Source organism: Halomonas sp. HK25, from assembly GCF_047795635.1.
Lineage (GTDB): Bacteria > Pseudomonadota > Gammaproteobacteria > Pseudomonadales > Halomonadaceae > Halomonas.
The window spans coordinates 4,022,797-4,048,659 of sequence record NZ_CP181044.1; the positions used below are offsets into that span (position 1 = coordinate 4,022,797).

30 protein-coding genes are annotated in these 25,863 nt (G+C 67.1%); 9 read left to right on the plus strand and 21 right to left on the minus strand.

The genetic code is table 11. The features are described from left to right. Positions 1-15 precede the first annotated feature (15 nt). Genes ACM26W_RS18860 through ACM26W_RS18890 form a run of 7 tightly spaced genes read right to left on the minus strand, consistent with a single transcriptional unit; the run spans position 16 to position 5,680 of the window. Positions 16-1,551 carry a cytochrome D1 domain-containing protein gene (locus ACM26W_RS18860; RefSeq protein ID WP_416138493.1) on the minus strand — a complete coding sequence of 512 codons (1,536 nt, stop codon included), beginning with the start codon at positions 1,549-1,551 and terminating at the stop codon, positions 16-18. Next, a complete protein-coding gene (gene cobA, locus ACM26W_RS18865; protein WP_416138494.1) occupies positions 1,548-2,426 on the minus strand; it encodes a uroporphyrinogen-III C-methyltransferase in 879 nt (292 codons plus the stop codon). The genes ACM26W_RS18860 and cobA overlap by 4 nt, the downstream gene beginning before the upstream one ends. A gap of 45 nt (positions 2,427-2,471) precedes the next feature. Further along, positions 2,472-3,671: a heme d1 biosynthesis radical SAM protein NirJ gene (gene nirJ / locus ACM26W_RS18870; protein ID WP_416138495.1), complete on the minus strand. Its 1,200-nt coding sequence runs from the start codon at positions 3,669-3,671 to the stop codon at positions 2,472-2,474. A 3-nt stretch (positions 3,672-3,674) separates the two neighbouring features. Next, on the minus strand, positions 3,675-4,223 hold the full coding sequence (locus ACM26W_RS18875; protein ID WP_416138496.1) for an Lrp/AsnC family transcriptional regulator: 549 nt from the start codon (positions 4,221-4,223) through the stop codon (positions 3,675-3,677). Continuing rightward, the gene (locus tag ACM26W_RS18880; RefSeq protein WP_416138497.1) at positions 4,198-4,695 is read right to left on the minus strand and encodes an AsnC family transcriptional regulator; all 498 of its coding nucleotides are present in this window, start codon (positions 4,693-4,695) and stop codon (positions 4,198-4,200) included. Before ACM26W_RS18880 ends, ACM26W_RS18875 begins: the two co-directional genes overlap by 26 nt. Continuing rightward, positions 4,692-5,210 carry an AsnC family protein gene (locus tag ACM26W_RS18885; protein WP_416138498.1) on the minus strand — a complete coding sequence of 173 codons (519 nt, stop codon included), beginning with the start codon at positions 5,208-5,210 and terminating at the stop codon, positions 4,692-4,694. The genes ACM26W_RS18880 and ACM26W_RS18885 overlap by 4 nt, the downstream gene beginning before the upstream one ends. Then, on the minus strand, positions 5,207-5,680 hold the full coding sequence (locus ACM26W_RS18890) for an AsnC family transcriptional regulator (protein WP_416138499.1): 474 nt from the start codon (positions 5,678-5,680) through the stop codon (positions 5,207-5,209). Before ACM26W_RS18890 ends, ACM26W_RS18885 begins: the two co-directional genes overlap by 4 nt. Before the next feature lie 233 nt (positions 5,681-5,913). Between ACM26W_RS18890 and ACM26W_RS18895 the strand changes: the two genes are divergently transcribed. Both ACM26W_RS18895 and ACM26W_RS18900 read left to right on the plus strand, forming a co-directional pair. Further along, positions 5,914-6,267, plus strand: a complete 354-nt coding sequence (locus tag ACM26W_RS18895; protein ID WP_416138500.1) for a c-type cytochrome — start codon at positions 5,914-5,916, stop codon at positions 6,265-6,267. Positions 6,268-6,288: 21 nt separating this feature from the next. After that, positions 6,289-7,497 carry a cytochrome D1 domain-containing protein gene (locus ACM26W_RS18900; RefSeq protein ID WP_416138501.1) on the plus strand — a complete coding sequence of 403 codons (1,209 nt, stop codon included), beginning with the start codon at positions 6,289-6,291 and terminating at the stop codon, positions 7,495-7,497. A gap of 44 nt (positions 7,498-7,541) precedes the next feature. On the opposite strand, the gene ACM26W_RS18905 is transcribed toward ACM26W_RS18900, so the two are convergent. After that, the gene (locus ACM26W_RS18905; RefSeq protein WP_416138502.1) at positions 7,542-7,958 is read right to left on the minus strand and encodes a MarR family winged helix-turn-helix transcriptional regulator; all 417 of its coding nucleotides are present in this window, start codon (positions 7,956-7,958) and stop codon (positions 7,542-7,544) included. 165 nt (positions 7,959-8,123) lie between these two features. On the opposite strand from ACM26W_RS18905, the gene ACM26W_RS18910 reads away from it, so the two are divergent. Continuing rightward, positions 8,124-8,690 carry a YIP1 family protein gene (locus tag ACM26W_RS18910; RefSeq protein WP_416138503.1) on the plus strand — a complete coding sequence of 189 codons (567 nt, stop codon included), beginning with the start codon at positions 8,124-8,126 and terminating at the stop codon, positions 8,688-8,690. 102 nt (positions 8,691-8,792) lie between these two features. After that, on the plus strand, positions 8,793-9,962 hold the full coding sequence (locus ACM26W_RS18915) for a globin domain-containing protein (RefSeq protein ID WP_416138504.1): 1,170 nt from the start codon (positions 8,793-8,795) through the stop codon (positions 9,960-9,962). Between the two features lie 85 nt (positions 9,963-10,047). Here the strand turns inward: ACM26W_RS18915 and ACM26W_RS18920 are convergent, their stop codons facing one another. From ACM26W_RS18920 to norR, 9 genes are all read right to left on the minus strand, one after another. Next, positions 10,048-10,506 carry a 2-hydroxyacyl-CoA dehydratase gene (locus ACM26W_RS18920; protein ID WP_416138505.1) on the minus strand — a complete coding sequence of 153 codons (459 nt, stop codon included), beginning with the start codon at positions 10,504-10,506 and terminating at the stop codon, positions 10,048-10,050. A gap of 25 nt (positions 10,507-10,531) precedes the next feature. Beyond that, positions 10,532-11,236: a succinate dehydrogenase iron-sulfur subunit gene (locus tag ACM26W_RS18925; protein WP_416140925.1), complete on the minus strand. Its 705-nt coding sequence runs from the start codon at positions 11,234-11,236 to the stop codon at positions 10,532-10,534. 37 nt (positions 11,237-11,273) lie between these two features. After that, positions 11,274-11,612 carry a hexameric tyrosine-coordinated heme protein gene (locus tag ACM26W_RS18930; RefSeq protein WP_416138506.1) on the minus strand — a complete coding sequence of 113 codons (339 nt, stop codon included), beginning with the start codon at positions 11,610-11,612 and terminating at the stop codon, positions 11,274-11,276. 113 nt (positions 11,613-11,725) lie between these two features. Continuing rightward, on the minus strand, positions 11,726-12,517 hold the full coding sequence (locus ACM26W_RS18935; protein WP_416138507.1) for an efflux RND transporter permease subunit: 792 nt from the start codon (positions 12,515-12,517) through the stop codon (positions 11,726-11,728). Positions 12,518-12,616: 99 nt separating this feature from the next. Next, entirely contained in the window at positions 12,617-13,042 is a 426-nt protein-coding gene (locus tag ACM26W_RS18940) for an efflux RND transporter permease subunit (protein ID WP_416138508.1), read from the minus strand. Continuing rightward, entirely contained in the window at positions 13,033-13,536 is a 504-nt protein-coding gene (locus ACM26W_RS18945) for an efflux RND transporter permease subunit (protein ID WP_416138509.1), read from the minus strand. Before ACM26W_RS18945 ends, ACM26W_RS18940 begins: the two co-directional genes overlap by 10 nt. Then, positions 13,533-14,222 (minus strand): hypothetical protein, encoded by a 690-nt coding sequence (locus tag ACM26W_RS18950; RefSeq protein ID WP_416138510.1) that lies wholly within the window; start codon positions 14,220-14,222, stop codon positions 13,533-13,535. Before ACM26W_RS18950 ends, ACM26W_RS18945 begins: the two co-directional genes overlap by 4 nt. Beyond that, positions 14,116-14,475, minus strand: a complete 360-nt coding sequence (locus ACM26W_RS18955) for a hypothetical protein (protein WP_416138511.1) — start codon at positions 14,473-14,475, stop codon at positions 14,116-14,118. Before ACM26W_RS18955 ends, ACM26W_RS18950 begins: the two co-directional genes overlap by 107 nt. A 168-nt stretch (positions 14,476-14,643) precedes the next feature. After that, a complete protein-coding gene (gene norR / locus ACM26W_RS18960; protein WP_416138512.1) occupies positions 14,644-16,173 on the minus strand; it encodes a nitric oxide reductase transcriptional regulator NorR in 1,530 nt (509 codons plus the stop codon). 167 nt (positions 16,174-16,340) lie between these two features. Here norR and ytfE point away from each other — a divergent pair, with 167 nt between their 5' ends. Both ytfE and ACM26W_RS18970 read left to right on the plus strand, forming a co-directional pair. Next, on the plus strand, positions 16,341-16,997 hold the full coding sequence (gene ytfE, locus ACM26W_RS18965) for an iron-sulfur cluster repair protein YtfE (protein ID WP_416138513.1): 657 nt from the start codon (positions 16,341-16,343) through the stop codon (positions 16,995-16,997). A gap of 64 nt (positions 16,998-17,061) precedes the next feature. After that, positions 17,062-17,679 (plus strand): hemerythrin domain-containing protein, encoded by a 618-nt coding sequence (locus tag ACM26W_RS18970; protein WP_416138514.1) that lies wholly within the window; start codon positions 17,062-17,064, stop codon positions 17,677-17,679. 88 nt (positions 17,680-17,767) lie between these two features. Here ACM26W_RS18970 and ACM26W_RS18975 read toward each other — a convergent pair whose 3' ends face one another. Beyond that, positions 17,768-18,199 carry a globin gene (locus ACM26W_RS18975; RefSeq protein WP_416138515.1) on the minus strand — a complete coding sequence of 144 codons (432 nt, stop codon included), beginning with the start codon at positions 18,197-18,199 and terminating at the stop codon, positions 17,768-17,770. Between the two features lie 208 nt (positions 18,200-18,407). Between ACM26W_RS18975 and ubiU the strand changes: the two genes are divergently transcribed. The 3 genes from ubiU to ACM26W_RS18990 are packed head-to-tail and all read left to right on the plus strand — an operon-like array spanning position 18,408 to position 20,689. Beyond that, positions 18,408-19,403 (plus strand): ubiquinone anaerobic biosynthesis protein UbiU, encoded by a 996-nt coding sequence (gene ubiU, locus ACM26W_RS18980; RefSeq protein WP_416138516.1) that lies wholly within the window; start codon positions 18,408-18,410, stop codon positions 19,401-19,403. Between the two features lie 10 nt (positions 19,404-19,413). Next, positions 19,414-20,349 carry a U32 family peptidase gene (locus tag ACM26W_RS18985; RefSeq protein WP_416138517.1) on the plus strand — a complete coding sequence of 312 codons (936 nt, stop codon included), beginning with the start codon at positions 19,414-19,416 and terminating at the stop codon, positions 20,347-20,349. A gap of 31 nt (positions 20,350-20,380) precedes the next feature. Continuing rightward, positions 20,381-20,689, plus strand: coding sequence for a nucleotidyltransferase domain-containing protein (locus ACM26W_RS18990; RefSeq protein WP_416138518.1), 309 nt, complete (start codon positions 20,381-20,383; stop codon positions 20,687-20,689). A gap of 407 nt (positions 20,690-21,096) precedes the next feature. Here the strand turns inward: ACM26W_RS18990 and ACM26W_RS18995 are convergent, their stop codons facing one another. The 3 genes from ACM26W_RS18995 to ubiT are packed head-to-tail and all read right to left on the minus strand — an operon-like array spanning position 21,097 to position 25,678. Continuing rightward, positions 21,097-21,849, minus strand: a complete 753-nt coding sequence (locus tag ACM26W_RS18995; protein ID WP_416138519.1) for a ribonucleoside-diphosphate reductase — start codon at positions 21,847-21,849, stop codon at positions 21,097-21,099. A gap of 54 nt (positions 21,850-21,903) precedes the next feature. Next, the gene (locus ACM26W_RS19000) at positions 21,904-25,146 is read right to left on the minus strand and encodes an LAGLIDADG family homing endonuclease (protein ID WP_416138520.1); all 3,243 of its coding nucleotides are present in this window, start codon (positions 25,144-25,146) and stop codon (positions 21,904-21,906) included. A 37-nt stretch (positions 25,147-25,183) separates the two neighbouring features. Next, positions 25,184-25,678 carry a ubiquinone anaerobic biosynthesis accessory factor UbiT gene (gene ubiT, locus ACM26W_RS19005; protein ID WP_416138521.1) on the minus strand — a complete coding sequence of 165 codons (495 nt, stop codon included), beginning with the start codon at positions 25,676-25,678 and terminating at the stop codon, positions 25,184-25,186. Between the last annotated feature and the right edge of the window lie 185 nt (positions 25,679-25,863).

Below are 25,863 nucleotides of genomic sequence, written 5' to 3' on the forward strand. Positions count from 1 at the left end.
TCTTATCCCGGCTGTTCAATGACTGGTGCCCTCCTCGTACTGGGTCTTGTTCCAGACGTTGTACTTGCCGGAGGGGCGCTTCATCGGCATGCGGCCGAGCTCCTCCAGGGTGGTGGCGTCGAGCCACAGCAGGTAACCGTCGTCGTCCCAGATGCTCAGCAGCAGGGTCTCGCCGCGGCGGTCGAACTCCACGTGGGCGGCGGTCTTGCCCGGCTCCGGGATCAGTGTCTCGACGATCTCCAGGGTCTGCTTGTCGATGACATGGATGCGGTCGTGGTGGGGGCCGAAGAAGACATCCACCCAGGCGTAAGGCGAGTTCTCGTGGCTGCGCATGAAGAAGCCGGGGCCGTCGGTCTCGATCTGGGTGATCAGCGACCAGTCGGTCATGTCGAACACCGAGACCTGGCCCTTGTCGATGTGCGGCATCGCCATCACCCGGCGGCCGTCCAGCTCCCAGGTGATGCCGGCGCCCAGGTGCGGCATGCCCTCCAGCGGCAGGTCGGCCACCTTGCGCTCCTCGTCCAGGTCGAACACCTGGCCGCCCTTGCCGCCGCGGGCCGCACCCACCACGTAGCGATACTCCTGGTCGAAGAAGAAGTCATCCAGGTAGTCCGGCGCCTCCATGCGATGCAGGGCGAAATCGCCGACGATGGCCTCGTCGCCCTCGGCGCGCTCCTCGGGCCAGCGGATCTCCCACACCTCGGGAATATCGCGCAGGGCGGCCACGAAGCTGTTGCGTGGCGGCGCGGTATAGACGGCGCTGACCCGCGAGGTCTCGCCGTCGAGACCCTCCACCGGGATCACCGCGATCAGGTCGAGATCCCGGGCGTCGAGCAGCACCAGGCTATGGGGCAGGTAGTTGCCCGCCAGCACAAAACGGCCGTCGGCGGAGACGGCGATATTGCGCATGTTGATGCCGGCGCGCACCTCGGCGGTCACCGCCAGGTTGTAGATGTCGTACTTGGTCACCCAGCCGTCCCGGGAGCCGAAGTAGACGTAGCGACCATCCGGGCTGTACTTGGGCCCGCCGTGCAGCGCATAGCGGCTCGGGAAGCGGGTGATGCGCTCGAAGGTGTCGCCGTCGAGCAGGCTGACATGGTGGTCACCGATCTCCACGACGAGAAAGAGATTCTTGAGGTCCTCGACCTCGAACACCGGGTCGTCGGGCAGGCTGCCGTAGGGGTGGGATAGCTCGTGGCTGGCGAGGATATCGGCCTCCTCCCAGCTGGGCTCGTTCTCGGGCGGCGTGAAGATCCACTCGGCCAGGGCCGCTACCTCCTCCTCCGAGAGCAGCTCGCGGTAGGAGGGCATCTGGGTGGCGGGGCGGCCGTCCCGGATCACCGACACCGCCTCGTCGGCCTTGAGCCGCGAGAGGTTGTCGGGCAGCAGCGCCGGCCCGGTGCCCCCCAGCCGGCTGACGCCGTGGCAGATGGCGCAGTGGTGGTTGTAGAGCACGTTGGGATCGGGCTCGTCGGCCAGGGCAGGCAGGGAGGGGGCGGCCAGCAGGCCGCCCAGCAGCAGGGTACGCAGGGTCGTCGCGACTCGCCTCACAGCGCCACCCTCCCCAGGCCCGGTTGCGAGGCAAGCTCCAGAGAGTCCCTCGCGCCACCGGGCTCACGGGCCAGGCGGGTCATGGCCGGCGCCAGGGTCTCGGCGAGGCTGACCACCTCGCCCACCACGATCAGGGTCGGTGGGCGGAACGCCTCGCGCTCGATCACCTCCACCAGGTCGCCCAGGGTAGCCAGCACGTGGCGCTGTTCCGGGGTGGTGCCGCGCTCCACCAGGGCCACCGGGGTCGCGGCGGGCATGCCGTGGCGCTGCAGCTCGCGACGGATCAGGGCGGCGTTGGCCAGGCCCATGTAGAACACCGTGGTGTGGTGGGGCACGGCCAGCGCGGCCCAGTTGAGTTCCAGCTCCCGGTCGCCCTTGCAGTGGCCGGTGACGAAGGTGACGCTCTGGGCATAGTCGCGGTGGGTCAGCGGGAAGCCCGCGTAGCTGGAGCAGCCCGAGGCCGAGGTGATACCCGGCACCACCCGGAAGCCGATGCCGTGCTGGATCAGGTACTCGGCCTCCTCGCCGCCGCGGCCGAAAATGAAGGGATCGCCGCCCTTGAGGCGCAGCACCCGCCTGCCCTCGCCGGCCAGCCGCACCAGCAGGGCGTTGGTCTCCTCCTGGGTCAAGGCATGGCAGCGTGAGGCCTTGCCCACGTAGTAGCGGCGCGCCTCGGGCCGGGCCATGGCGAGGATCTCGGCAGAGACCAGGCGATCGAACACCAGGCAGTCGGCCTGCTGCAGCAGCGACAGGGCGCGCAGGGTCAAGAGACCAGGGTCGCCGGGGCCGGCGCCGGCGATGGCGACCTCGCCCGGCGCCAGCGGCGCCTCGTCGAGGCCGAAGTGGCAGGTCGGGTTGTGTCGGAATGCTGTCATGGCTCGCTCTCCCGGAGCATCACGGTCTGGGGTCTCGCTCGGCGCTCAGAGCTCGGTGGCCTGAATGGCCTCATAGGGTGCCGCCACACGTCTCTCGCGCGCTTCACTGACGCCGATCTCTTCGTTGGTGAGATAGCAGCCGGGATCCTCCTCCCAGGGGTCGCCGGTCACCTTCCAGGCCCGCACACGGGTATTGCCGTTGCAGATATCGAGGAAGCGACACTCCGCGCAGCGCCCCTTGAGGGGCCGCGGGCGCTGCCGGAAGCCCGCCATCAGCGGGTCGGTGGTATCGCGCCAGATCTCGGAGAAGGGCCGCTCGCGAACATTGCCGAGGTCGTGGTCCCACCAGAAGGTATCCGGGTGGACGTTGCCGAGGTTGTCGATGTTGGCGATATGCTCACCTGAGGCATTGCCGCCCCAGTTGACCAGCCGCTGGCGCAGGACGTCGGCCTGGTCGGGGAAGTGCTCGCGGGCCCACATCAGCAGAAAGGGACCATCGGCATCGTTGTTGCCGGTGACGTACTCGCGCTCCACGCCACGCTCAAGCTCGTCACGGCAGTGGTCGAAAAGCCGGGTCATGGCGTCACGGGTCATGCGGTACCAGGCGTCCTGCTTGCTGTGGCGCCCACCGCGGCCGCCGTAGTTGAGGTGCGAGAGGTAGAACTTGTCGACGTCATGCGCCTCGATCAGCGCCAGGATATCGCCGAGCTGCTGGTAGTTCTCGCGGGTCAGGGTGAAGCGCAGGCCCACCTTGATGCCGCGCTCCTTGCACAGCTTCACCGCATGCATGGATTCACGGAAGGCGCCCTTGCGCTGGCGGATGACGTCGTGGGTGGCCTCCAGTCCATCGATGCTGATGCCCACGTAGTCATAGCCGATGGCGGCGATCTCGTCGATGTTGGACTCGTTGATCAGGGTGCCGTTGGTGGAGAGCCCGGTATAGATGCCCAACTCCCGCGACCGGCGCGAGAGTTCGTAGATATCCGGTCGCATCAGCGGCTCGCCGCCGGAGAGAATCAGCGCCGGCACCCGGAAGCCGTGCAGGTCGTCGAGCACGGCGTGGGCCTCGGCGGTGGAGAGCTCACCGGCGAAGTCGATGTCTGCCGAGGTGGTGTAGCAGTGCTTGCAGGTCAGGTTGCAGCGGCGGATCAGGTTCCAGATCACCACCGGGCCCGGCGGCTTGCGGGCCGGCGCCAGCGGCGTCGGTTCCATCAGGGTCTTGATGTAGCGGGTTACGCGAAACATGGCTTACCTCCTGGGCTCGGGCTGACGCCCGGCACCGGGTCGGCCGGCCAGTCGCAGGCCGGTCTTCTTGAGAATGCGCGAACTGTAGAGGATGCGGTGGTCGCGGCAGGCCTCACCGAGCAGCGCGCTCAGCTCCTCGGCCTGGCGCTCGACCTCCTCCCGGGTGTGGCCGTGGAGCATGGCAAACAGGTTGTAGGGCCACTCGGGAAGGTGGCGCGGGCGGCGATAGCAGTGGCTGACACCGGGCAGACTCGCCACCTCGCGGCCCAGGCGGTCGATACGGGCGTCGTCCACATCCCACACCGTCATGCCATTGGCCACGTAGCCGAGCCGATAGTGGTTGGGCACCGCGGCGACGCGGCGCACGATGCCCGACTCCTGCATGCGCACCAGGCGGAGGCGCACCTCCTCGCCGCTGAGCCCCAGCGGCCGGCCCACCGCTCCCCAGGGATCGGGCACCAGCGGCAGCCCGGCCTGGGTGGCCAGCACGATGGCGCGATCGGTGTCGTCCAGGGTGGCGTGGCGCTCAGACGGGCAGGTGGAGACGGACATGGAATTCCTCCTGCTTGGGCATGTTGAAGACGGGCAGGCCGGTGGTGGCCTCGATCTCGGCGATCACCTCGCCGATGCGTTTTGGGGTCTCGGTGGCCAGCACGAACCACATGTTGAGGCGGTGCTCGCGGCGATAGTTGTGGGCCACCTCGGGGAAGGCGTTGACCGCCGCGCAGATCCGCTCGAAATCGTCCTCGGGCACCGCCAGGGCGGCCAGGGTCAGGCCACCGCCGAGGCGCTCGGCGTGGTACATGGGCCCGAAGCGACTGAGCACCCCCGTCTCCAGCAGCCGCTCCAGGCGATAGAGCAGCTCGCCCTCGGAGAGGTCGAGCTCCGCGGCCACGGCGGCATAGGGTGCCTCCACCAGCGGCAGGCCGTCCTGCAGGCGGTTGATCAGGCGGCGGTCGGCGGCGTCCAGCTCGGCGGCCGGCGTGGCAGCCGCCGGGATCTGGCGGGCGGGCATGGCGGTCATGGGCGCTCCTCGGCGGTATAGCGGCCGCCGTGCTGGCGGTAGGCCTTGAGGCTGAACAGCACGCGGTGGGGAATGGCCTGCAGCGCCAGGCGCTCGACGATCTCGTCGAGGGTGGCCAGCACCCGCTCGCGGCGGGTGCCGTGGATCATGCAGAACAGGTTGTAGGGCCAGTCGGGCAGGCGCCGCGGGCGGCGATAGCAGAGGGTAACGGCGGGCTCGGCAGCCAGACGCCGACCCAGGTCGGCCACATCGGCGTCGGGCACGTCCCACACCACCATGGCGTTGGCGGTGATGCCCAGCGGGCGATGGCGCACCACCAGGCCGAGTCGCTTGACCAGCCCCTCCGCCTGCCAGCGGCGCATGCAGGCCATCACCGTTTCCTCCGGCAGGCCGCACTGCTCGGCCAGCGCCTGCCAGGGACGCGGCACCAACGGCAGCCCCTGCTCGACCAGGGCGCGCAGGCGGCGCTCGGCGAGGGGCTCGAGGCTAATGGGAGCAGGCTGTCTGGCGTTCATGGCGCCTCCAGTTCATCCCAGGGGATCGGGAAGCCGAGGTCGATATGGAACCCCTCGAGCATCGGCAGGCGCAGGATATTGCGTCCCAGTTCCGCCTCCAGGGCGTCGAGGCGGGCCTCGAGGACGGCTTCGTCCGGCGCGGTCATCACGAACCAGAGGTTGAAGTCGTGCTCGCGTAGATAGTTGTGGTTCACCCCCGGGGCACGGTTGATCACCTTCGCCACCGCGTCTCGCTGTGCTTCGGGAACCGCCACCGCGGCCAGCAGGCTGGCACCGGCCCGGGCATGGTCGAAGACCGGCCCCACCCGGCTGAGCACCTCGAGACGTTCCAGCCGCGCCAGGCGCTCGAGCACCTCCGCCTCGCTGCTGCCCAGGCGCGCCGCCATGGCGGCGAAGGGCCGCTCGCAGACGGGCAGGCCGCGCTGGTAGGCGTCGATCAGCCGGCGATCCAGGGGGTCGAGTGTGACCATGGCGCTCCTCTCGGTGCATCAAGATGCATTTCATGAGCATCTTACCTGCAGCCCGGCCCCCGCAAGCGGAGAACTCCGCGGTGGTTGACGCAAGTCAAAAGAGGCATGCGGAATGCCCTTTTATATGCCCGTGCCCTTCGCAACTGCCCCGCGGCTTGATATTCATCAACGCAGACCGACGCCCGGACGACGAGACTCGGGTATCCGTTACCCTTACCTCCTGCGAGCCCGACATGCCCAAGAGAGTCCTACCCTTGCTGCTTATCGGCCTGGCCTGGCTGCTGTCCCAGCCGGCCCTGGCGGAGGCCGATAGCCAGGCGCCGGCGGTGGATGCCGAGCGCCTGGAGACCCTGCTCTACCAGGACTGCGGCTCCTGCCACGGCATGACCCTGCGCGGCGGCCTGGGCCCCGCACTACCCCGGGACCGCATGCAGACCCTGAGCCCCGATGCGCTCACGCACATCATCCGCCACGGCATTCCCGGCACCGCCATGCCCGGCTGGGAGGCGCTGCTCAGCGAGGAAGAGGCACGCTGGATCGCCGAGCACCTGCAGACCGACAACCGCCTGAAAACCCTGACCGACTGAATTCCCCCCGAGGAGAGCGCCATGCTGTTGACCCGTCCCTTCAAGACCCTGCTGGCCGCCGGCGCCCTGTCGCTGCTTGCCGCCGGCCCCGCCCTGGCCGAGCCGGCCCTGGAGATTCGCGGTACCGGCGACCTGGGCGTGGTGATCGAGCGAGCCACCGGCAGCGTGGTCCTGGTCGACACCACCCACAAGAGGGTGCTCAAGCACATCGACGGCTTCGGCGACCTCTCCCACGCCTCGGTGAAGTTCACTCGTGATGCCCGCCACGCCTTCGTGTTCGGCCGCGACGGCGGCCTGACCCGGCTCGACCTGCTCACCGGCGAGATCGACGGGCGCATCATCCAGGGCGGCAACAGCATCGGCGGCGCCATCTCCCAGGACGGCCGCTACGTGGCGGTGGGCAACTACGAGCCGGGCGGTGTGAAGGTCTTCGACGTGGAGACCATGGAGTTGGTCATCGACGTCCCGGCCACCTACGAGAAGGCCGATGGCACCACCGACCAGGCCAAGGTGGTGGGCGTGGTGGATGCCCCCGGCAACCTGTTCGTGTTCAGCCTGTTCGAGGCCGGCGAGATCTGGACCCTGGACATGTCCACGGATGAGCCCGAGCTGACGAAGTATCGCGACGTGGGCAGCATGCCCTACGACGCCCTGATCACCGCCAACGGCCGCTACTACATCGCCGGCCTGTTCGGCGAGGACGGCATGGCGCTGCTCGACCTCTGGCACCCGGAGAACGGCGTGCAGCGCATCCTGCCCGACTACGGCCGCGGCGAGGAGCGCCTGCCGGTCTACAAGATGCCTCACCTGGAGGGCTGGGCCATGGCCGGCGACCAGGCCTTCTTCCCCGCCGTGGGCCGCAACGAGGTGCTGGTGGCCGACACCCGCGACTGGTCACTGACTCACCGCATCGAGGTGCACGGCCAGCCGATCTTCGTGATGAGTCGCCCCGACGAGCAGCAGGTGTGGGTCACCTTCGCCCACCCCGACAACGATCGTGTCCAGGTGATCGACACCCGCACCTTTGAAGTGATCGAGACTCTCTCGCCAGGCGAGTCGATCCTGCACAAGGAGTTCACGCCCCGGGGCGAACATATCTGGATCTCCGCCCGGGACAGCGGCCATGTCGTGGTCTACGACACCCGCACCTTCGAGGAGCTGGTTCGCCTGCCGGCCCAGTCCCCCAGCGGGATCTTCTTCACCCATCGGGCTCATCGCATCGGGCTTTAACGGCAGTCAGGCCCGGACGTCGAGCGCACGCCCGGGCCAGGCGATCAGGGGAGCCGTGGCCACCCCGGCAGTTGGAACTCCTCCTGGAGATGGCGAAGTTCCGGCTGGTGCCTCTCGGCGATCCGCCCGGCCAGCTCGGCGCCCTTCACCAGCAGGTGCACCTCGATCCGGCGCCCGTCGTCGCGCCCCGGGTGCCTCACCACCAGGCCGGAGTCCTCGCAGCGGTCCACCAGCGCCACCGTGCCGTGGTGCTTGGCCTGCAAACGCTCGGCCAGCTCGCCCACGGTGGCCCACTCGCGCCCCTCGAATCCCTTGAGATGCAGCAGCAGTTGATACTGCAGCGGTGTCACCCCGTGCTCACGGCAGATGTCCTCGCTCTGCCGCAGGAAACAGCGCAGCTGATAGCGGAAGTGCGACAGCCGCTGGAAATCCTGCTTGATCAACCGCTCACCCTCGGCCATGAAAAGGTCCCTCTGTCCCGTCACTCGCCTTGACAGGCGCAATGACGGGCACTAACTGTTAAGGCACAAATATCACACCATGATATTAAGTATCCCGATGCGGCCCCGCAACTTTCAACTCGGCTTGCCACGCCGAGAGCCAACCCGAACAGGGGAACAAGAGCCATGAACCTGATCACCGTCGTCCGCCTTCCCTTTACCCGCAGCGTGGGCTGGAAGGAGCTGCAGCAGCGCCACCCCTCTATCCCGCTGCTGGCCTGGGCCATCGTGCTGCCCATGTCACTACTGCCACCGCTACTGCTCTACTACGCCGGCACCCACTACGGGGACGAGTTCGTCGCCGGCTTTGCCGACCGGGAGTGGCGCTTCATCACCACCATCCTGTTCCTGGCGGAGCTCCTGACCTTCTTCGTGATGGGCTGGCTGATCCACGCCGTGGTCAACGGCACCCGCGAGCTGTCGATCGACTACCACGACGCTTACCTGCTGGCCGCCCTGGCTCCGCTGCCGCTGTGGTCCTCGGCGATCATGCTGCTGATCCCCAGCCTGCTGCTCAACGCCCTGGCAGTACTGGTGGCACTAGGCATCTCCTGCATCCTCATCTATCACGGCCTTCAGGCCCTCTGCCGGCGAACAGACGAGGATGTGGTGACCATGTCGGCGACCTACACCATCATGGCGGCAGGGGTGCTGGCCTGGGGGCTCTTGATGGCGATCGTCTGGGCCTACTGATCCCTGCGACAACCTGTAGCAACGCACAAGGTAGCTCTGCCATCGGATAAGATGTATTTTACATGCATATTAAAAACATCATCCCCGACGAAGGAGAATACCTTGCTCAATCGAGACCATGAGCGACTGATCGATGCCACCGCCCCGCTGGTAGCCGAGCACCTCGACGCCATCACCCAGCGCTTCTATCCGCTGATGTTCGCCCGTTATCCGGAGGTAAAGCCGCTGTTCAACGAGGCCCACCAGCGCGACGGCGGGCAACCCAGGGCCCTGGCCGGCGCCGTGCTGGCCTATGTCGGGCTGCGCCAGGATCCCCAGCAGGCCCGCGGCGCCCTGGCCACGGTGGTCGGCAAGCATATCTCACTGGGCATCCGGCCCGAGCAGTACCCCATCGTCGGCGAGTGCCTGATGGCCGCCATCGGCGAGGTGCTGGGTGACGCCGTGACGCCAGAGGTCGCCGCGGCCTGGAGCGGCCTCTACGAGGAACTGGCGGGGCTGCTGATCGAGTTGGAGGAGCAGCGCTACCGTGAGTTCGAGCGGCGTCCCGGCGGCTGGCGGGGCACCCGCGAATTCCGCATCGTCGAGACCCACCAGGAGAGTGCGGTGATCCGCTCCTTTGTGCTGGCACCCGTGGACGGTGAGCAGGTGGCAGACCACGCGCCCGGCCAGTTCATCGGCGTGCGCCTCACCCTCGACGGCGCACCGGTCTACCGCCACTACAGCCTCTCGGCTCTGCCCAACGGCAAGCATTACCGTATTTCGGTCAAGCGCGAACCCCAGGGTCGCGCCAGCCGCTACCTGCACGATGCCATGGTGATGGGCGACACACTGGCGCTGCTCCCCCCGGCCGGCGACCTGACGCTGTACGACGGCGACGAGCCGCTGCTGCTGGCCTCGGGCGGGGTGGGCCAGACGCCGATGCTGCCCCTGGCCCGCCAGGCCCTGGCCCAGGGTCGTCGAGTGATCTATCTGCACGCTGCCCTGGACGCCGAGCATCACGCCTTCGTCGACGAGGTGGCGGCCCTGGCCGACGCCCACCCGGAACAGCTGCAGACGGTGACCGTACACGAACGCGGCGACGGCGCCGACCATATCGGCAGGATCGACCGCGACCTGCTGGCGCGCCTGCTGCCCGAGAAAGCACGCTGCTACTACGTCGGCCCCCAGGGCTTCATGACCGCAGTGGACCGCGCCCTGGCCGAGCTCGGCGTGCCGGCCGAGCGTCGCCACTACGAGCACTTTGGTCCCTCCCGCCCCCTCGACGCGGCCTGATTTCGCTCCTTCGACAGCGAGCCTCTTCGACAGACAGAAAGTTGGTCCCGGCGGAGTACGCCGGGGCCTTTTCGATAGCGCCGAGTCAGTACATTTCCAGACGGGCGATATCTCGAGTCTGCAGGCGTGCCTCTACCTCCTGATTCTCCGCCAAACGTGTGAACAGCTCCGACTCTTCCGGTATCTGGGCCAACTCGGCCCGCAACCGATACATGTCCTTGAGGGTCTGGTGGGCCGTCAATACGTTGGCGAGGATATCCTGGACATCGTGACAACCCAGGCAGCGAGGAAGGCGCGACAAGACACCGGGGTGGCCAAAATCCTGGGAGTCGATCAACCAGGTTTTCAGCAGGTTAGGCTCGGCATCTTCGATATAGCTAGCCATCGACCGACCCATGCGCCGCTCGCGGTCGGCCAGGAACACCAGGGCCATCTTCATGCGCTCATCGAGCTGCTCGTCGGCAAGATGGGCGTACTGTTTGGCCAGCTGCTCATGGAAGTCGACGATCCACTCCAGCAGATCCTTCACTTGTCGGAATGCCATGGCAACCCTCCTCTATGGGTTGGTATCAGGTGCCCCGTTTCAGCAGCATCGCCTTGATATGGCCAATGGCGCGCATGGGATTGAGCCCCTTGGGGCATACCCAGGTGCAGTTGGCGATCTGCCGACAGCGGAACACGCTGAAGGGATCATCGAGGGCCGCCAGGCGTTCGTCGGTGGCGGTGTCGCGGCTGTCGATCAGGAAGCGGTAGGCCTGGATCAGGCCGGCCGGGCCGATGTACTTGTCGGGGTTCCACCACCAGGAGGGGCAGGCCGAGCTGCAGCAGGCGCAGAGGATGCACTCGTAGAGGCCATCGAGCTTCTCGCGATCCTCGGGGCTCTGCCGTCGCTCGATGGCGGTGGGCGGATCATCGTTGATCAGCCAGGGGCGAATCTTCTCGAACTGGCGGAAGAACAGGCGCTGGTCTACCACCAGGTCGCGGATCACCGGCATGCCCGGCAGCGGGCGCAGCGTCAGGGTATCGTCGCCACCCAGCACCTCTTCCACCGAGGTCACGCAGGCCAGGCCGTTCTTGCCGTTGATGCTCATGCCGTCGGAGCCGCACACCCCCTCACGGCAGGAGCGCCGGTAGGCCAGGGTGGCATCCTGCTGTTTGAGGTGCTCGAGAACGTCCAGCACCATGGCCCTGCGGAAGCGTTCCTCGACCTCCAGGGTCTCCATCCGCGGCATGTCGTCCTGCTCGGGATGGTAGCGATAGAGTCGTACCTTGATCATGAGCGGGTCCCTGGTTGGCCATGGCCGACTACCGTTACTCGCGCCAGTAGTGGTTGGCCGCGGCAACGGTCTGGAAGTGCGTGGCGATCACGTGGGAGGCCGCGATCAGGCTGTCGGGCACATCGTGATACTCGGCTCGCTTCGCCCGGCGGACTTCGGCATCCGGCTGGGTAGCGGCCACCCCCTTCTGGGAAAGCGTCACCGCCAGGGCAAAGCCCTCCTGGGGCGTCTCGGTGATCAGGCTCGGCAGCCAGATATCAGTCGCTTCGTGATCATCAGCCGAGGCCGCGACCGCGCCCATCAGAAGACATACGCCCAGAATGGCGGCTCTGGCACTCCTCGCCAAGGAAAGCTGTCGTTGAGTGAATGGCATGGCTGGCTCCTGATGCGGGTTGATGGGAGGCCGGCATGGCAGCCTCGCCTATTAAGATGTATTTATAATGCATCTTAAGGCTAGATGCTGGCACCGCTTCGTCAAGGACGAACTCACTCCGCTGTCCGGCGATACGGCAGCGCCGGCGGTGCCTGGCGTATCCACCCCCAGTCATCGAACAGCACATAGAGCGCCGGAATCACCAGCAGCACCAGCAAGGTGGCGCTGAGCAGGCCGAACACCACCGAGATCACCAGCGGCTTGATAGCCGCCGCCTGGGTGCTGGTCTCGGCCAGCAGCGGCAGCAGCCCGGCGATGGTGGTGGTGGACGAGATCAGGATGGCGCGCAGCCGGTCGCGGCTGGCCTGGCCGGCGGCCGCCACGCCGGGGTGACGCCCGCGGAAGTCCACCAGCCAGCCGCTGCCGACGAGGTCGTCGACGATGGCCTGGCCGCTGGCCTGGCGCGCATCCACGTTGGCCTCCACGGTGACGTTACGCTGCCCGTCGATACGGGTAATACGCGCCCATTCGCGCCGCTCCCGGGCGTTGGCCACCACCTCCAGGGGCACCCGGCGCCCGTCCGGCAGGGCGATGGTCATATCGGCCAGGGCGTCGAGGGAGCTCCGATCCTCCTCGGCCTGGCGAATCAGCACCTCGATTTCCTGATCGCCGATGCGCTGGGTATCGGCGATCTCCCCCAGCAGCGCCGCTCGTAGCTGGCCGGCCACCTCGTCGGCGGAGAGCCCCAGGCCATGGGCGCCCTCGGCCATGGAGAAGGTCAGCTGGGGCTTGCCCAGGCGCAGGTCGTCGATGACATTGTAGACGGCCGCATAGCCGTCGAGCCGGTGACCCAGTTCCAGCGCCGCCGCCTTCATGGCCTCCAGGTTCTCTCCGGCCAGGCGCACCTCCACCGGCACCCCGGCGGGGCCGAAGCCGGGCTCCTGGATGATCAGCCACTGCAGTCCCTCGACCTCGCCGATGGCCTCCCGCCAGGCGGGGTCAGTTCATCCAGGGTCACCCGGCGCCGCTCGGCGGTCAGCAGGTCGACGATGACGGTGGCCACATTGGGGCCGGCCTCCCGGGCACTGGGGAAGCGTCGCTCGAAGGCGGCCCGAAAGCGTGAGTCGTGCCCGTCGGCCAACCTCCCCACGCTGCCCTTGAGACTGCCCTTGAGATGGTGGGGCAGGATCCAGAACGCCGGCCAGGAAGGAGAGCGGAGCGAACACCGCCACCGTGGTCAGGAAGGAAGAGAGCACCCCGGGCAGCACCTGGCGGGTGCCCGACACCACCGCCCCCAGCGGCGTGGCGCCCTCGTCGGCGTGGGCGGCGATGTTGTCGGTGATCACGATGGCGTCATCCATGACGATACCAATGGACATCAGCAGCGCCACCAGGGTGATCATGTTCATCGACAGCCCGGTCAGGGCCATGACGATGAAGGCCCCATGAAGGCGGCCGGCAGGCCCAGCACCGCCCAGATGGCCAGCCGCGGGCGGAAGAAGAGGCTCATCACCAGCACCACCAGCACCAGGCCCATCAGGCCGTTGCCCACCAGCATCTGCAGGCGGTCGCGGACGATGCTGGTCGCATCCTGGGTCAGCGTCAGCGAGACGCCGCCGTCGAAGCGCCGACGCTCGGCCTCGAGCAGCGACTCGAGTTGCTCCTTGACGGTCAGGGCATCGTCACGCAGCGCCTTGCTCACCTCCAGGGGCACCTCCACCTGCCACTGGCGCTGGGACATGCCGTGGATCGCCACCCGGGCCACCCCGGGCAGGGTCATGATGCGCTCCTCCAGGCGCAGGGCGTACTCCTCGAGCTGGCGGGACGGCATGTCGCCGGAAACCGCCACCGCCGCCACCAGGTCGCTGCGGTGGGATGGGCGGCAAACCAGCGGATCATGGCTGCTCTCCGGCCGACGCGTCACCCCTGGCCCGGGCAGCCAGGCGCGCCTCGGAGGCCTCGTCCCGGCGCACGGAGAGTGCCATTTCCCTCGATGGCCGGCTGCAGGTCATCGAGCACCATCCGCTCCCCCGCGGCCAGGCCCGCCTCGATCACCGCCAGCCCCCCTTGTTCGAAGGCCACGGAGACCGGGCGTCGCACCAGGCACTCCTGCTCATCGGCCAGGTAGAGCTCACCCTGGTGGAGCGCTGACGCGGGCACCACCAGCTTGGCCTCGGGACTCGGCGCCGAGAGTCGCACCCGGGTATACATGTCGCGCTGCAGCGGCGGTCGATCGGGGGGGCGCGCATCGCGCCAGGGCGCCTCGACCCTGACCACCACCCGCACGGCGCGGGTGGCCGGATCGAGACCGCTGGCCACGTGCACTACCTTGCCCTCCCAGCCCACCCCCGGCGCTCCGACCAGCGACAGCTCGGCAGCGATGGCATCCAGGTCGATGCGCTCGCTCAGGTCCAGGGTGCCGGGCAGCAGCTCGGCCGGCGCCACGCTGCTCAGCAGGCGCCGCATCATGCTGAACGGGATGCGCGCCTCCACCTCGGCCAGCTCATAGCGGCTCGGGTCGAGGACCAGCAGCAGGGTGCCTTCGGGCAGCAGGGTGCCGCTCTCCAGCGCCGGATGGCGCTCCACCACCCGGCCCGAGACGTTGGCCACGGCCTGCCAGGCGCTGCCGATAGTTCGTCAGCAGCCCCTTCACCGTGCGACTGGCCGGGGTGGGGCGTGGATGCTGCAGCTGTCCCATCAGCAGGCGCGGCACCCCGGGGTGCTCGGCGATGAAGGCCACATGGGCCAGAAACATTGCCTCCAGCGCTTCCAGAGGATCCTCGACGCCCTCGGCGGCGGCGCCAACCCTCGCCATGACCCGCTCGGCCACACAGGGCGACGACGGCTTCCACGGTGCGTTCACGGCGTGCCTCGGCGCTGAGGTGCTGGCGTTGCGACATGCTCGTGCCTCAAAAAGATAGTAATTGATTACTATCTAGCAAGCCCGCAGGTGATATGCCAGCCGATTTCAGGCGAGGCTGATCCCGGTCAAACCGCGACGCTGCCCATGCCTCGCGTCAGTGACCGACCGCTACTTCAGCCCCAGCCGGCGGGCCAGCTTGTGCAGGTTGCTGGGGTCCAGCTCCAGGCGACGGGCGGCCGCCGCCCAGCTCCCCTGACAGGCGTCCAAGGCCTCGCGAATCGCCCGGCGCTGGGTCTGCTCCACGCGCTCGCGCAGGGTCGGCTGAACGGGTTCCTCTGCCCGCTCCGGGTCTTCGAGAGCGCCTCCCCCTCTTTGTTGCACCAGGCCTGGCAGGTCGAGCCACTCGGGCACCAGGGTGATGATATCGTCGCGCCGCGCACCCCGGCTGAGCGCCTTGATCGCCGCGCGGCTGACTACATGCTCCAGCTCACGCACGTTGCCCGGCCAGGCGTAGCCCAGCAGCGCCTCCTCGGCCTCGGGCGAGAGCCGTAGGCTGCGCACCCCGAGACGGACCCGATTGATCTCCAGGAAGTGGCCGGCCAGCACCAGGATATCGCTGCCCCGCTCGCGCAGCGGCGGAATGGCCACCGGATAGACCGACAGGCGATGGTAGAGATCGGCGCGGAAGCTGCCATCGCGCACGGCGTCGGCCAGGCGCCGATTGGTGGCGGCGAGGATGCGCACGTCGACACGGCGCGGGATGTCCTCGCCCAGGCGCTGTACCTCGCCCTCCTGCAGGGCGCGCAGCAGCTTGGCCTGAATCGGCAGCGACAGCTCGCCCACCTCGTCGAGGAACAGGGTGCCGCCGTCGGCCGCCTCGAAGCGGCCGGCGCGCTCGGCGGTGGCGCCGGAGAAGGCCCCCTTCACATGGCCGAACAGCTCGCTCTCGGCCAGCGACTCGGGCAGCGCGGCGCAGTTGACCTGCACAAGAGGGGCATCGCGGCGTCCGGAGCGGCGGTGAAGGCGGCGCGCGAAGAGCTCCTTGCCCACCCCGGTCTCACCGCTGAGCAGCACCGGCAGGTCGGCGCCCGCCACCACGTCCAGCTCGCGCAGCAGCCGCGTCAATACGGCGCTGTGGCCGAGGATGTCGCGCGCCTCGGGGGCCGACAGCGGCAGGCCACTGTCCTGCCGGGCCATGCGCAGGGCGCGCAGGTCCCGCTCCAGGCGGCTGACCCGCACCGCCGCCTCGATCAGCAGCGCATAGCGCTCCAGTACGGTCCGGTCGGCGGCATCGAAGGTGCCCGCCTCCAGCGCATCCAGCGTCAGCACGCCCCAGGGCTCACCCTCCACGTGCAAGCTGATCCCCATGCAGTCGTGGACATGCAGCGGCTGGCCGGGCTGCTGCTCCACCAGGCCATCGTAGGGGTCCGGCAGGCTGGCGTCCGGCGGGAACAGCGTAGTGCGCCGGCTGGCGAGGATGGTGGCCAGGCGCGGATGATGGGCCACCTCGAAGCGCCGCCCCAGCGCCTCACGCACCAGGCCGTCCACCGCCATCGGCACCAGGGCGTTCTCTTCCAGGCGCAGCAGGCAGACGGCACCGCAGCGAAAGCCCTCGCGCAGGGTGCGCACCAGGCGCTGCAGGCGCACCGCGCTGGGCAGGTCGGCAACCAGATCCGCCAGCAGGGTCTCATCGAGCATGGTCATTTCTACCTTAAAGGGTTTTATTGACCCTAAACGATCCGGGTATTTTTCACTACCAATCCGACAAGTCCCCTGATGACGCACTCCCGTGAGCTGGCACGCCACTTGCTACTAGAAAAGAGTGTTACTCATCTCTGCGACCCATCTCCCAAGGAGTTCCTGCCATGAGCCTGATCGAACAGACCGTCGGCCGTACCGCCCTGACCCTGCCCGGCGCCACCCGGGTGTTCCGGGATCACAACATCGACTTCTGCTGCGGCGGACGCATCAGCCTGCGCGAGGCCGCCGAGCGGCTCGGCCTGGCCCCCGAGGCCCTGGTCGCCGAGCTCGAGGGGCTGCCGGCCGTTGCCAGCGACGAGCGCGACTGGCGGGCGGCCAGCAACGATGAGCTGATCGACCATATCCTGACTCGTTACCACGACGTCCATCGCCAGCAGCTGCCCGAGCTGGTTCGCATGGCCCGTCGCGTCGAGCAGGTCCACGGCGAGCGCGACACCTGCCCCAACGGCCTGGCCGACCTGCTCACCACCATCCACCAGGAGATGGAGAGCCATATGCAGAAGGAGGAGCAGATCCTCTTCCCGATGCTGCGCCGGGGGTTGGGCGCCCAAGCCCAGGGGCCCATCGCGGTGATGCGCCACGAGCATGACGACCACGGCGAGAACCTCGAGCAGGTCTTGGCGCTGACCGACAACATCACCCCGCCCAAGGGCGCCTGCACCACCTGGCGCGCCCTCTACACCGGGCTGCGCGAGTTCCGCGAGGACCTGATGCAGCACATCCACCTGGAGAACAACCTGCTCTTCGAACGCGCCGGCTGATTCCCAGGCGGCGCCCAACCACGACGCGTCGTTGCCCTGCCGGCGACGCGTCGGGGAGGCCACCATGAAAGCCATCGTTCTGGAACGCCTGCACGCCGACCACTACCGCTACGCGGCGCTGCTCTGCATCCTCGACCGTCAGCTGCATATCGCGGCCTGCAACGAGCTGCCCGACTACCGGCTGCTGGCCAGGCTATGCCACTACCTGACCCGCCAGCCCGAGGAGTGGCACCACCCGGTGGAGGAAACCCTCTTCGAGCAGCTGGCCAGCTGTCATCCGCAGAGCGCCGAGCTGCTGGAGGTGCTCACCGAGGAGCATCGCCGCATCGCCAACTACGGGGGCGAGCTCGAGGCGGCGTTTCGCCACCAGGCGGACGAGGCAGCGGGAGAGGAGCTCGACGCCAACCGGCTCAACCTGGCGCGCGCCTTCAGCGAGCTCTACCACCACCACCTGCATAGCGAGAACCAGCACGTCTATCCGCTTATCGAGCGCTGTATCCCGGCGGCGGAGCGGGATGCGATGCCGCCGCGGATCATGCTCAACAGCCCCGCCGAAGGCAGCCCCGACTTCCAGCGGCTCTACCGGCAGATCGCCGATCACCACACCGGGCTGCGCCTGGGCCATGGCGAACAGGCCGACTTCTGCCCGCTCTGCGACGCGAGGCCGGCCACTTCTTCCTGATCCGGCAAGCAGATGGAGCCATAGCATCCCCCCTGGGCCTCGCCCGGGGGGGCCCTGCGTGCCGGGCTCGGTGGTCAGAGTGGCGGGCTCAGCCGGCGGGATGGTCACCCCGATCGTAATGGAACGTCATGAAGACGATGCCCGGTGTCATCACCAACCGCCAGGCCAGCTCGACCTCAGCATCGAACTGCTCGTCGAAGGCGCGAACCGTATCGATCAAGGCCTCGAGCCAGAGATCATAGAGCGGCGGGGCGATGTCGAGGTGCGCACGACTGTGGCTGATCGCCACCTCCTGCAGGTAGTAGTCGGCATGGCTCGAGGCATAGAACGCCAGCAGGTGATAGAAGGCCTTCTTGAGCATGGCCCGCTGGCGCGCCATGTCGGTATGGCGAAACTTCACCGCCACCTTCGGGGAGGCCGCGAGAAAGCGCTCATAGAAGGCCGCGAAGAACGCCTGCCCGTCGACCTCCCGGCTCAGTACCCGCACGTAGCTCGCATCGAAGAGGCGTTCAATGTCCATGACCACACCGCATGATGAGCATGTCTGAACCAAGACTAGGCCAGCCGCGCGCCAAGAGCCTCGTCGGGAGTCTTCCTCATGACTCCGGCATGACCTGCATCACGTCACCCGCGACATCAACCAATGCCTTCTTGCCATGACGCCAGTCAAGGGCCAGGCAGGGATAGTCGACTAGCATGGTCGGGTTTCCCACCACAGGAGGCTCACCATGGAGCTCGTCTGCCCCGCCGGCAACCTGCCTGCCCTGAAGCGCGCCGTGGACGAAGGGGCCGATGCCGTCTACTTCGGCTTCCAGAACACCACCAACGCCCGCCAGTTCCCCGGTCTCAACTTCACCGACAAACGCGCCAGGGAGGGCATCGACTACGCCCATGCTCGCGGCAAGCGGGTCTTCTGCGCCATCAACACCTACCCGCAGCCGGACGGCTGGGCCATGTGGACCCGCGCCGTGGACCAGGCCGCGGATCTCGGGGTCGACGCTCTGATCATGGCCGACATGGGGCTGCTCGACTACGCCGCCCGCCGCCACCCGGATCTCGCCCGCCACCTCTCGGTGCAGGGCTCGGCGACGAGCCACGAGGCGCTGCGCTTCTACCACGACCAGTTCGGCATCAAGCGCGCCGTGCTGCCGCGGGTGCTCTCGATCACCCAGGTGCGCGACCTGGCGAAACAGAGCCCAGTAGAGCTGGAGGTCTTCGCCTTCGGCAGCCTGTGCATCATGGCCGAGGGGCGCTGCTACCTCTCGTCCTATCTCACCGGCGAGTCACCCAACACCCGCGGCGTCTGTTCGCCGGCGGCCCACGTGCGCTGGGAGGAGACCCCCCAGGGCCTGGAGTCACGCTTGAACGGGGTGCTGATCGACCGCTACGCCAAGGGCGAGAACGCCGGCTACCCCACCCTCTGCAAGGGGCGCTTCGAGGTGGGGGGCGAGACCTACCACGCCATCGAGGAGCCCACCAGCCTCAACACCCTGGAGCTGCTGCCGGAGCTCAAGGAGCTCGGCATCGCAGCGGTCAAGATCGAGGGTCGCCAGCGCAGCCCCGCCTACGTGTCCAAGGTCGCCGGCATCTGGCGTCAGGCCCTGGACCGCCTGGCGCGTGCCCCGGGCCGCTTCCACGCCGAACCCGCCTGGATGACCGGCCTCGGCGAGGTCTCCGAAGGCAGCACCACCACCCTGGGCGCCTACGAGCGCCGCTGGAAATAGGAGAGCCTCCATGTCCACTACCCCCACGCTCCAGCTGTCGCTGGGCCCGGTGCTCTTCTACTGGACCCGCGAGCACTACGCCGACTTCTATCGCGAGGCCGCCGACTGGCCGGTAGACATCGTCCACCTCGGCGAGTCGGTCTGTTCCCGGCGCCGGGACATGAAGCTCGACGACTGGCTGGGGCTAGGCCGCGAGCTGGCCCAGAGCGGCAAGCAGGTGGTGCTCGCAAGCCAGACGCTGATCGAGTCCGAGGCAGACCTGCGCGACCTGCGCCGGCTGTGCGACAACGGCGAGTTCCTGGTGGAGGCCAACGACCAGAGCGCCCTCCATCGCCTCTCGGCGGCGAGCCAGCCCTTCGTCGCCGGCGCGTCGCTGAACCTCTACAACCCGGCGACGCTGGCGGTGCTGGCCCGGGCCGGCATGCAGCGCTGGCAGGCGCCGGTGGAGATGTCCCGGGACGACCTGGCGCGGCTGCTGGCCGACTGCCGCGAACAGGGGCTCGAGGCCCCCTGCGAGGTGTTCGCCTACGGCCATCTGCCGCTGGCCTGGTCCTCGCGCTGCTTCACCGCACGCCGCTACCAGAAGCCCAAGGACCGCTGCCAGTTCGTCTGCCAGAAGCACCCCGAGGGCCTGGCACTGCGCACCCAGGAGGCGGCCCAGGTGTTCACCCTGAACGGCATCCAGACCCTCTCCGGCGCCTGCCAGGACCTGCGCCACGAGGCGCCCGCCATGGCCGAGATGGGGGTGGGCGTGGCGCGCCTGAGCCCGCGCCCCGAGGGCATGGCCGAGGTGGTGGCGGCCTTCGACGCCGCCCGCCGCGGCGAGCTTCACGCCCCCGACCCGCTCTCCCTGGTCGACGCCGAGATCTGCGACGGCTACTGGCACGGCCGGCCCGGCATGGACCACATCCGGGCCGAGGGTCTGAACCCCGCCCCTCTATGCTAAGCTACTGTAATTGAAAAGCGATCAGGAGAGCATGATGCGGCTGACAGCTTATCAGCAGCACATTATCCGGCAGGCTGCCCGCGACTGCTTCGGCCCCGGAGCGCGCGTGACTCTCTTCGGCTCCCGCGCCGACGACGAGGCACGGGGCGGCGATATCGACCTGCTGATTGCAACCGATATGACCAATATCGAGGACATCATCCGTTCCGAGATCGCTTTCCAGCTACAGGTTCAGCAGGCCATCGGCGAACAGAAGATCGACCTGCTGATCGACTACCCCGGTCGGGGCGAGCATCCGCCGATCTTCGAGATCGCCGAGCGCACCGGGGTCAGGCTGTAAGATTTGGCGCTAAAGCTAAAGAAGTGCTTTCTCAGAGCTTATTCGGCAAAAGGGGCCAAGCTGCATGCCTGACCCCTGAGAGCTAGCCTCTGTACTTGTCTCGTGGAATTTCAAGACGGAAGACCTTGAGGCCTACTTGGCTAGCGTAGATACGTTTTCCCTTCACGGTGATAAAGGGGCGGTAGATGACGACGGTGTCGCCTTTCGATGTACTCATAACGAATACCTCTAGCTCTCTGCCATTGACGAGCTAGACCGCCATCCCTACACTGCAACCTGCCAAGGAAAGACAGGTAGGAATGGGATCCAGATCAAGGGCTGGCAGACTATGCCCTTGATTCTTCTCTAAAATCCTCCCAAACGGGGGCGCTCTACATGAGCGCCCTTTTTTGTGTCTCGCTTTTAGCCTAGCCGCACTTGGACCAGCCGCAGCCAGCGTAGCAGGTGGGGCAGCCGTCCATCATGATCAGCTCGCCGTTGCACTCGGGGCAGTGGCCCACCACGGTGGGGCCTTCGCTCTTGGCATGGGCGGCATCCTGCGCCTTGCGCTCGGCCTGCTCGATCTCCTCGGGGGTCGGCGGCTTCCACAGGTGGCCGCTGGCCTGGCGCTGGGCGTAGCGGGTTACCAGTTCCTCCACCGGCACCTGGTTGCCGTCCTGGTCGAGGAAGCCGCGGCGGAAGAGGATCTGCTGAATCGACCAGGCAATGGCCGCCACCTCGGAGTCGTGGAACATCGGCTTGCCCCAGCGGTTCATGCCGCAGCGCACCAGGCCCTTGTCCCAGGCCACCTTGCGCAGGTCGGCCACCGCCTGGGTGACGTAGCCGCCGCGGGCGGCCAGCGACAGGCTGCGCATGGTTGCGGTGATCCACTGATGCTCGCTGGAGAGCTGGCCAGAGGGAAAGAAGAACTCCACCGGGCGCTCGATCACCACTCGCTTGCCGTTGAGCACGCCCTCCACTGGCATGAAGGAGACCAGCAGGTAGACCTTCTTTCGCCCCTCGGCGCCGACGTAGGAGATCTTTTCCGACACGGCTTCCAAGGTGCCCTCGGGACGCGAGGGAATGCGCACCGTGAGCGGATTCTCCTCGGCCAGCGGCGGCTCTTCCACCGCCTTCTTGACGCTGTAGGAAACGATCTTTGACGTAATCTCGACGGCCATCAGGAGGCTCCTCCGATAAATGGGTGATTGGCGCTCGGCAGCAGGTGGAACGGCTTACCACTTGCCATAGGTGCCTTCCTTCAGCGCGTCATAGAGGTTCGCCGCGTTGTGCTCTTCACCGTCGTAGATGATCTTCTCGTCACCGGCCAGCTCCACGGTCTCACCGTTCTCCAGCTCGAACACATAGGTGGTGTTCTTGAGGTCGTCCTCGCGCACCAGCACGCCCTGGAAGGCCTCCGGGTTGAAGCGGAAGGTGGTGCAGCCCTTGAGCTGGCTGGCGTAGGCGTCCAGGTAGAGGTCCTTGAACTCCTCGAAGGGGAAGTCGGTGGGCACGTTCACCGTCTTGGAGATCGCCGAATCGACCCAGGCCTGGGCGGCGGCCTGCACCGCCACGTGCTGCTTCGGGCTCACCGCATCGGCGGTGATGAAGTAGGCCGGCAGGTCGCTCTCCACCGCGTCGGCGGCGATGAAGTGGCGGTAGGCCGCCAGCTCGAAGGAGACCACCTCAACCTGCTCCTTGGTCTTCTTGCCCGCCTGGATCACGTTGCGGAAGTAACGGTGCGAGAAGGACGGCTCGATGCCGTTGGAAGCGTTGTTGCCCAGCGACAGCGAGATGGTACCGGTCGGCGCGATGGAGCTGTGGTGGGTGAAGCGCGCGCCGTGTTCGGCAAGCGCCGCGACCAGCTCCGGCTCCACCTCGGCGACCTTCTGCATGTAGCGGCTATAGCGCGCATGCAGGATGCGGCCCGGCACCTTGTCGCCGACCTCGTAGCCGTCCTTCTTGAGCTCGGGGCGCTCGCGCATCATCTTCGGGGTGATCTCGACATCCTCGGCAAGCGCCGGGGCCATGCCCTTCTCCCGGGAGAGTTCCAGCGCCTGCTTCCAGCCCTCGATGGCCAGGTTGCGGCTCACCTCCTCGGTGAAGGCCAGCGACTCCGGCGAGCCGTAGGGGATCTTGAGCATGGTCATGGTCGAACCCAGGCCGAGGAAGCCCATGCCGTGGCGGCGCTTGGCCTCGATCTCGCGGCGCTGGCCGGAAAGCGGCAGGCCGCTGATCTCCACCACGTTGTCGAGCATGCGGGTGAAGATCGCCACCACCTGGCGATAGCGTTCCCAGTCGAAGCGCGGCTGCTTGCCGAAGGGGTCGATGACGAAGCGGGTCAGGTTGACCGAGCCCAGCAGGCAGGCGCCCTCCGGCGGCAATGGTTGCTCACCGCAATTATGAGCATGAAAACAATTAGCATCGAAAGTATTTAGGCCCGGCACCTGGACATCATAGACCTCTTCGACACCCGCTTCTTCATGACCCACGACTCGAGCCACAAAACGCTCTCGATTGAGGCGACGGCGGTAGCCTTCCAGGAGAGTCTCCAAGCGCGCCTGCTTGTCACGATCACCAAAGCCAATACGCGAGGCGAAATGTTCGAGGTTCTCGCCACCGATGACCAACTCATGCTGAGGCAGGGTGGCATATTCCCGATGCCCACCATGCCCATCGGGCAGCTGGCGATTCGATGCCTGGCGCCGATCACGGTAGATCGTGGAGACGATACCCAATCGGTGCAGCATCCGTTGCACGGCCTCGAGACGAGGAAGGTCGGACTGTGACAGCCGAACACTGACCCCCTTTTCCTGACTGCCTTGAACCGATCCATCGGCATCAAAGAAGCCGCGCAGGAACCCTGCGTAGGCGCTCGATGACGCCTGCTCCAGCTCAGGTGTGATCGTCTTGGCGCCGGGACGCATGCCCAGCTGAAGTGCCAGGTCACGAAGCGCTGCGGTCGACAGACGATACTCCGCGCGCCCATTTACCTGTTGCCAGCCGGCAAAATCGGCGCGATGCGGCAGGGTTCTCGCTGCCGCTTCTGCCCGCGCCATGACGGAACGCACTCCCTCGCTCAGAGCGCCATCGTCACCGTTGGCCACGGCTGCTTGCGACCATACGGACAGTACCGCCTTGTCGCTCTTGAGCGTGCCATCGCCGACCAAAAGTCCCAGGAGATAGCCCTGCGACTCATCGAGCTGGCCTCCCCACTCAGGGGCATCACGATGGTCATTGAGCAATACGCGGTCGCCGACCTGCAGCTCTCCTGCGGCACACCACTCCGTCTCCGTACGATAGCGAGTAAAGGCTGACACCCGCCGCACTCGGTGGTCAGGGGTCAACTTTAGGCTGTAGCCTTCGGCCGTCTGGAGACGAATCACCGGCTTGGTTGCCGTAGGAAAGAATCCCTCCGGTCCGCTGTGATGGGCCTCACCATCGATCACGGCGGTAAAGGAACGACCGATAAGCTGCGCGACCTGACGCGGCCCCTCGGTGGTTTGTACCCAGGTATCCGCGGTCACGCAGGGGTTGGTGGCACGGATCTCCTCGCAGAACCAGTTGTTGTTCATGCGGTTGACCTGGTCGATCAGGATGAAACCCGGCTCGGCAAAGTCATAGGTGGAGCTCATGATGGTGTCCCACAGCTCGCGGGCCTTGATCACCTCGACGATGCGGCAGGCCACGCGGCCCTCGGCGTCGACGGTGTAGCCCTCTTCTACCACCGGCCAGTCGCGGTAGATCAGCTCGCTCTGTTCGACGTCATCCTTCTCCCCGGCGTGCAGCGGGAAGGCCAGCGGCCAGTCGGCGTCCTGTTTCACCGCCTCCATGAACTCGTCGGTGATCAGCAGGCTGAGGTTGAACTGACGCAGGCGGCCCGCCTCACGCTTGGCCTCGATGAACTGGCGCACGTCCGGGTGGCCGACATCGAAGGTGCCCATCTGGGCGCCGCGGCGTCCGCCGGCGGAGGCCACCGTGAAGCACATCTTGTCGTAGATATCCATGAACGCCAGGGGGCCGTTGGTGCCGGCACCGGCGCCGAACACGAAGGCGCCCTTGTGGCGAAGGGTGGAGAAGTCGTAGCCGATGCCGCAGCCCGCCTTGAGGGTCATGCCGGCGTCTACCACGGAGTCGAGAATGTCGTGCATGGAGTCGCGGATGGTGCGCGACACCGTGCAGTTGATCAGGCTCACCGACGGCTTGTAGGCCTCGGCGCCGGCGTTGGACATGATGCGCCCGGCAGGGATGGCGCCATTCTCCAACGCCCAGCGGAACTTCGGCAGCCACTCGTCGGCCTTGTCGCCTTCCACCGCGGCCAGGGCCCGAGCCACCCGCTCCCAGGTGGCACCCACGTCCTTGTCCACGGGCTTGCCATGACGGTCCTTGAGGCGGTACTTGGAGTCCCAGATATCGCGAGACGGCACCTGCAGGGGGACCTCGCTGGATGACGTCACGGCCTTGGTGGAAGTGCTCATGCGGATGGCTCCGGAATAATACGTTAATCGAAAAAGGTCAGGTCGTGCGTCTCGCCAGCCGCTCCAGGCGAACCAGCAGCTCACCGAAGGGGCCCTGGGCCAGCCCCTCCTCACGACCATCGAGGAGGTTCTTGACCATCAGGCCCAGCTCGGTATCGCCCTCGATCAGCAGCCGACGCTGGAAGAACAGCGCGTCAGGATCCTCGCGGCGGGTGGCCAGGCAGAGGAACTCGCGCCAGCCGCCGCGGATGGTGGCCTCGCCAGGCTCGGTACACAACCGCAGACGCTCGTTCTCGAGGGTAAGGGTCAGCGCCACGCCGAGATCCTCGATGGACAGGGTGATGCGACGCCCTTCGAGGGCGTCGAACTCCCCCTCGGCGAGGGGCTCGGCGAAGGTGCGGTTGAGCAGCGGCTCCACCAGGCGGCGCTTGACGCCGACCGGCACGCGCGGATCGGCGGCGCGAATCAGGCGGGCGGGGGCGGGAAGACGCGGCAGGGTCTGTAACGGTAAAGGCAACAACGGCAGGGACATGACAGCTCTCCTGAGGGGGTACCATGCGGCCGAAGCCACCGAACTGTTCATCCTAGGCCGGTGCTCCCGGGGCTGCACTGACATGCATCATGTCGCCGAGCAGCCCTCGATCATCTGCGGCCAGCCTACCATATATAGACCATATCGCCTCGGCAAGCCCCATATCTGGTGCAGGGGCGGCGGCA

What these genes read in the sequence shown, in the direction of transcription:
- ytfE (WP_416138513.1), top strand. Translation starts at nt 16,341, where the DNA reads ATGAGCCTGATCGAACAGACCGTCGGCCGTACCGCCCTGACCCTGCCC.
- ACM26W_RS18900 (WP_416138501.1), top strand. Translation starts at nt 6,289, where the DNA reads ATGCTGTTGACCCGTCCCTTCAAGACCCTGCTGGCCGCCGGCGCCCTG.
- ACM26W_RS18895 (WP_416138500.1), top strand. Translation starts at nt 5,914, where the DNA reads ATGCCCAAGAGAGTCCTACCCTTGCTGCTTATCGGCCTGGCCTGGCTG.
- ACM26W_RS18880 (WP_416138497.1), bottom strand. Translation starts at nt 4,695, where the DNA reads ATGACCGCCATGCCCGCCCGCCAGATCCCGGCGGCTGCCACGCCGGCC.
- ACM26W_RS18920 (WP_416138505.1), bottom strand. Translation starts at nt 10,506, where the DNA reads ATGGCATTCCGACAAGTGAAGGATCTGCTGGAGTGGATCGTCGACTTC.
- ubiU (WP_416138516.1), top strand. Translation starts at nt 18,408, where the DNA reads ATGGAGCTCGTCTGCCCCGCCGGCAACCTGCCTGCCCTGAAGCGCGCC.
- ACM26W_RS18905 (WP_416138502.1), bottom strand. Translation starts at nt 7,958, where the DNA reads ATGGCCGAGGGTGAGCGGTTGATCAAGCAGGATTTCCAGCGGCTGTCG.
- ACM26W_RS18890 (WP_416138499.1), bottom strand. Translation starts at nt 5,680, where the DNA reads ATGGTCACACTCGACCCCCTGGATCGCCGGCTGATCGACGCCTACCAG.
- norR (WP_416138512.1), bottom strand. Translation starts at nt 16,173, where the DNA reads ATGCTCGATGAGACCCTGCTGGCGGATCTGGTTGCCGACCTGCCCAGC.
- ACM26W_RS18885 (WP_416138498.1), bottom strand. Translation starts at nt 5,210, where the DNA reads ATGAACGCCAGACAGCCTGCTCCCATTAGCCTCGAGCCCCTCGCCGAG.
- ACM26W_RS18875 (WP_416138496.1), bottom strand. Translation starts at nt 4,223, where the DNA reads ATGTCCGTCTCCACCTGCCCGTCTGAGCGCCACGCCACCCTGGACGAC.
- ACM26W_RS18910 (WP_416138503.1), top strand. Translation starts at nt 8,124, where the DNA reads ATGAACCTGATCACCGTCGTCCGCCTTCCCTTTACCCGCAGCGTGGGC.
- ACM26W_RS18985 (WP_416138517.1), top strand. Translation starts at nt 19,414, where the DNA reads ATGTCCACTACCCCCACGCTCCAGCTGTCGCTGGGCCCGGTGCTCTTC.
- ACM26W_RS18990 (WP_416138518.1), top strand. Translation starts at nt 20,381, where the DNA reads ATGATGCGGCTGACAGCTTATCAGCAGCACATTATCCGGCAGGCTGCC.
- ACM26W_RS19000 (WP_416138520.1), bottom strand. Translation starts at nt 25,146, where the DNA reads ATGAGCACTTCCACCAAGGCCGTGACGTCATCCAGCGAGGTCCCCCTG.
- ACM26W_RS18970 (WP_416138514.1), top strand. Translation starts at nt 17,062, where the DNA reads ATGAAAGCCATCGTTCTGGAACGCCTGCACGCCGACCACTACCGCTAC.
- ACM26W_RS18975 (WP_416138515.1), bottom strand. Translation starts at nt 18,199, where the DNA reads ATGGACATTGAACGCCTCTTCGATGCGAGCTACGTGCGGGTACTGAGC.
- ubiT (WP_416138521.1), bottom strand. Translation starts at nt 25,678, where the DNA reads ATGTCCCTGCCGTTGTTGCCTTTACCGTTACAGACCCTGCCGCGTCTT.
- nirJ (WP_416138495.1), bottom strand. Translation starts at nt 3,671, where the DNA reads ATGTTTCGCGTAACCCGCTACATCAAGACCCTGATGGAACCGACGCCG.
- cobA (WP_416138494.1), bottom strand. Translation starts at nt 2,426, where the DNA reads ATGACAGCATTCCGACACAACCCGACCTGCCACTTCGGCCTCGACGAG.
- ACM26W_RS18930 (WP_416138506.1), bottom strand. Translation starts at nt 11,612, where the DNA reads ATGCCATTCACTCAACGACAGCTTTCCTTGGCGAGGAGTGCCAGAGCC.
- ACM26W_RS18995 (WP_416138519.1), bottom strand. Translation starts at nt 21,849, where the DNA reads ATGGCCGTCGAGATTACGTCAAAGATCGTTTCCTACAGCGTCAAGAAG.
- ACM26W_RS18940 (WP_416138508.1), bottom strand. Translation starts at nt 13,042, where the DNA reads ATGGCCCTGACCGGGCTGTCGATGAACATGATCACCCTGGTGGCGCTG.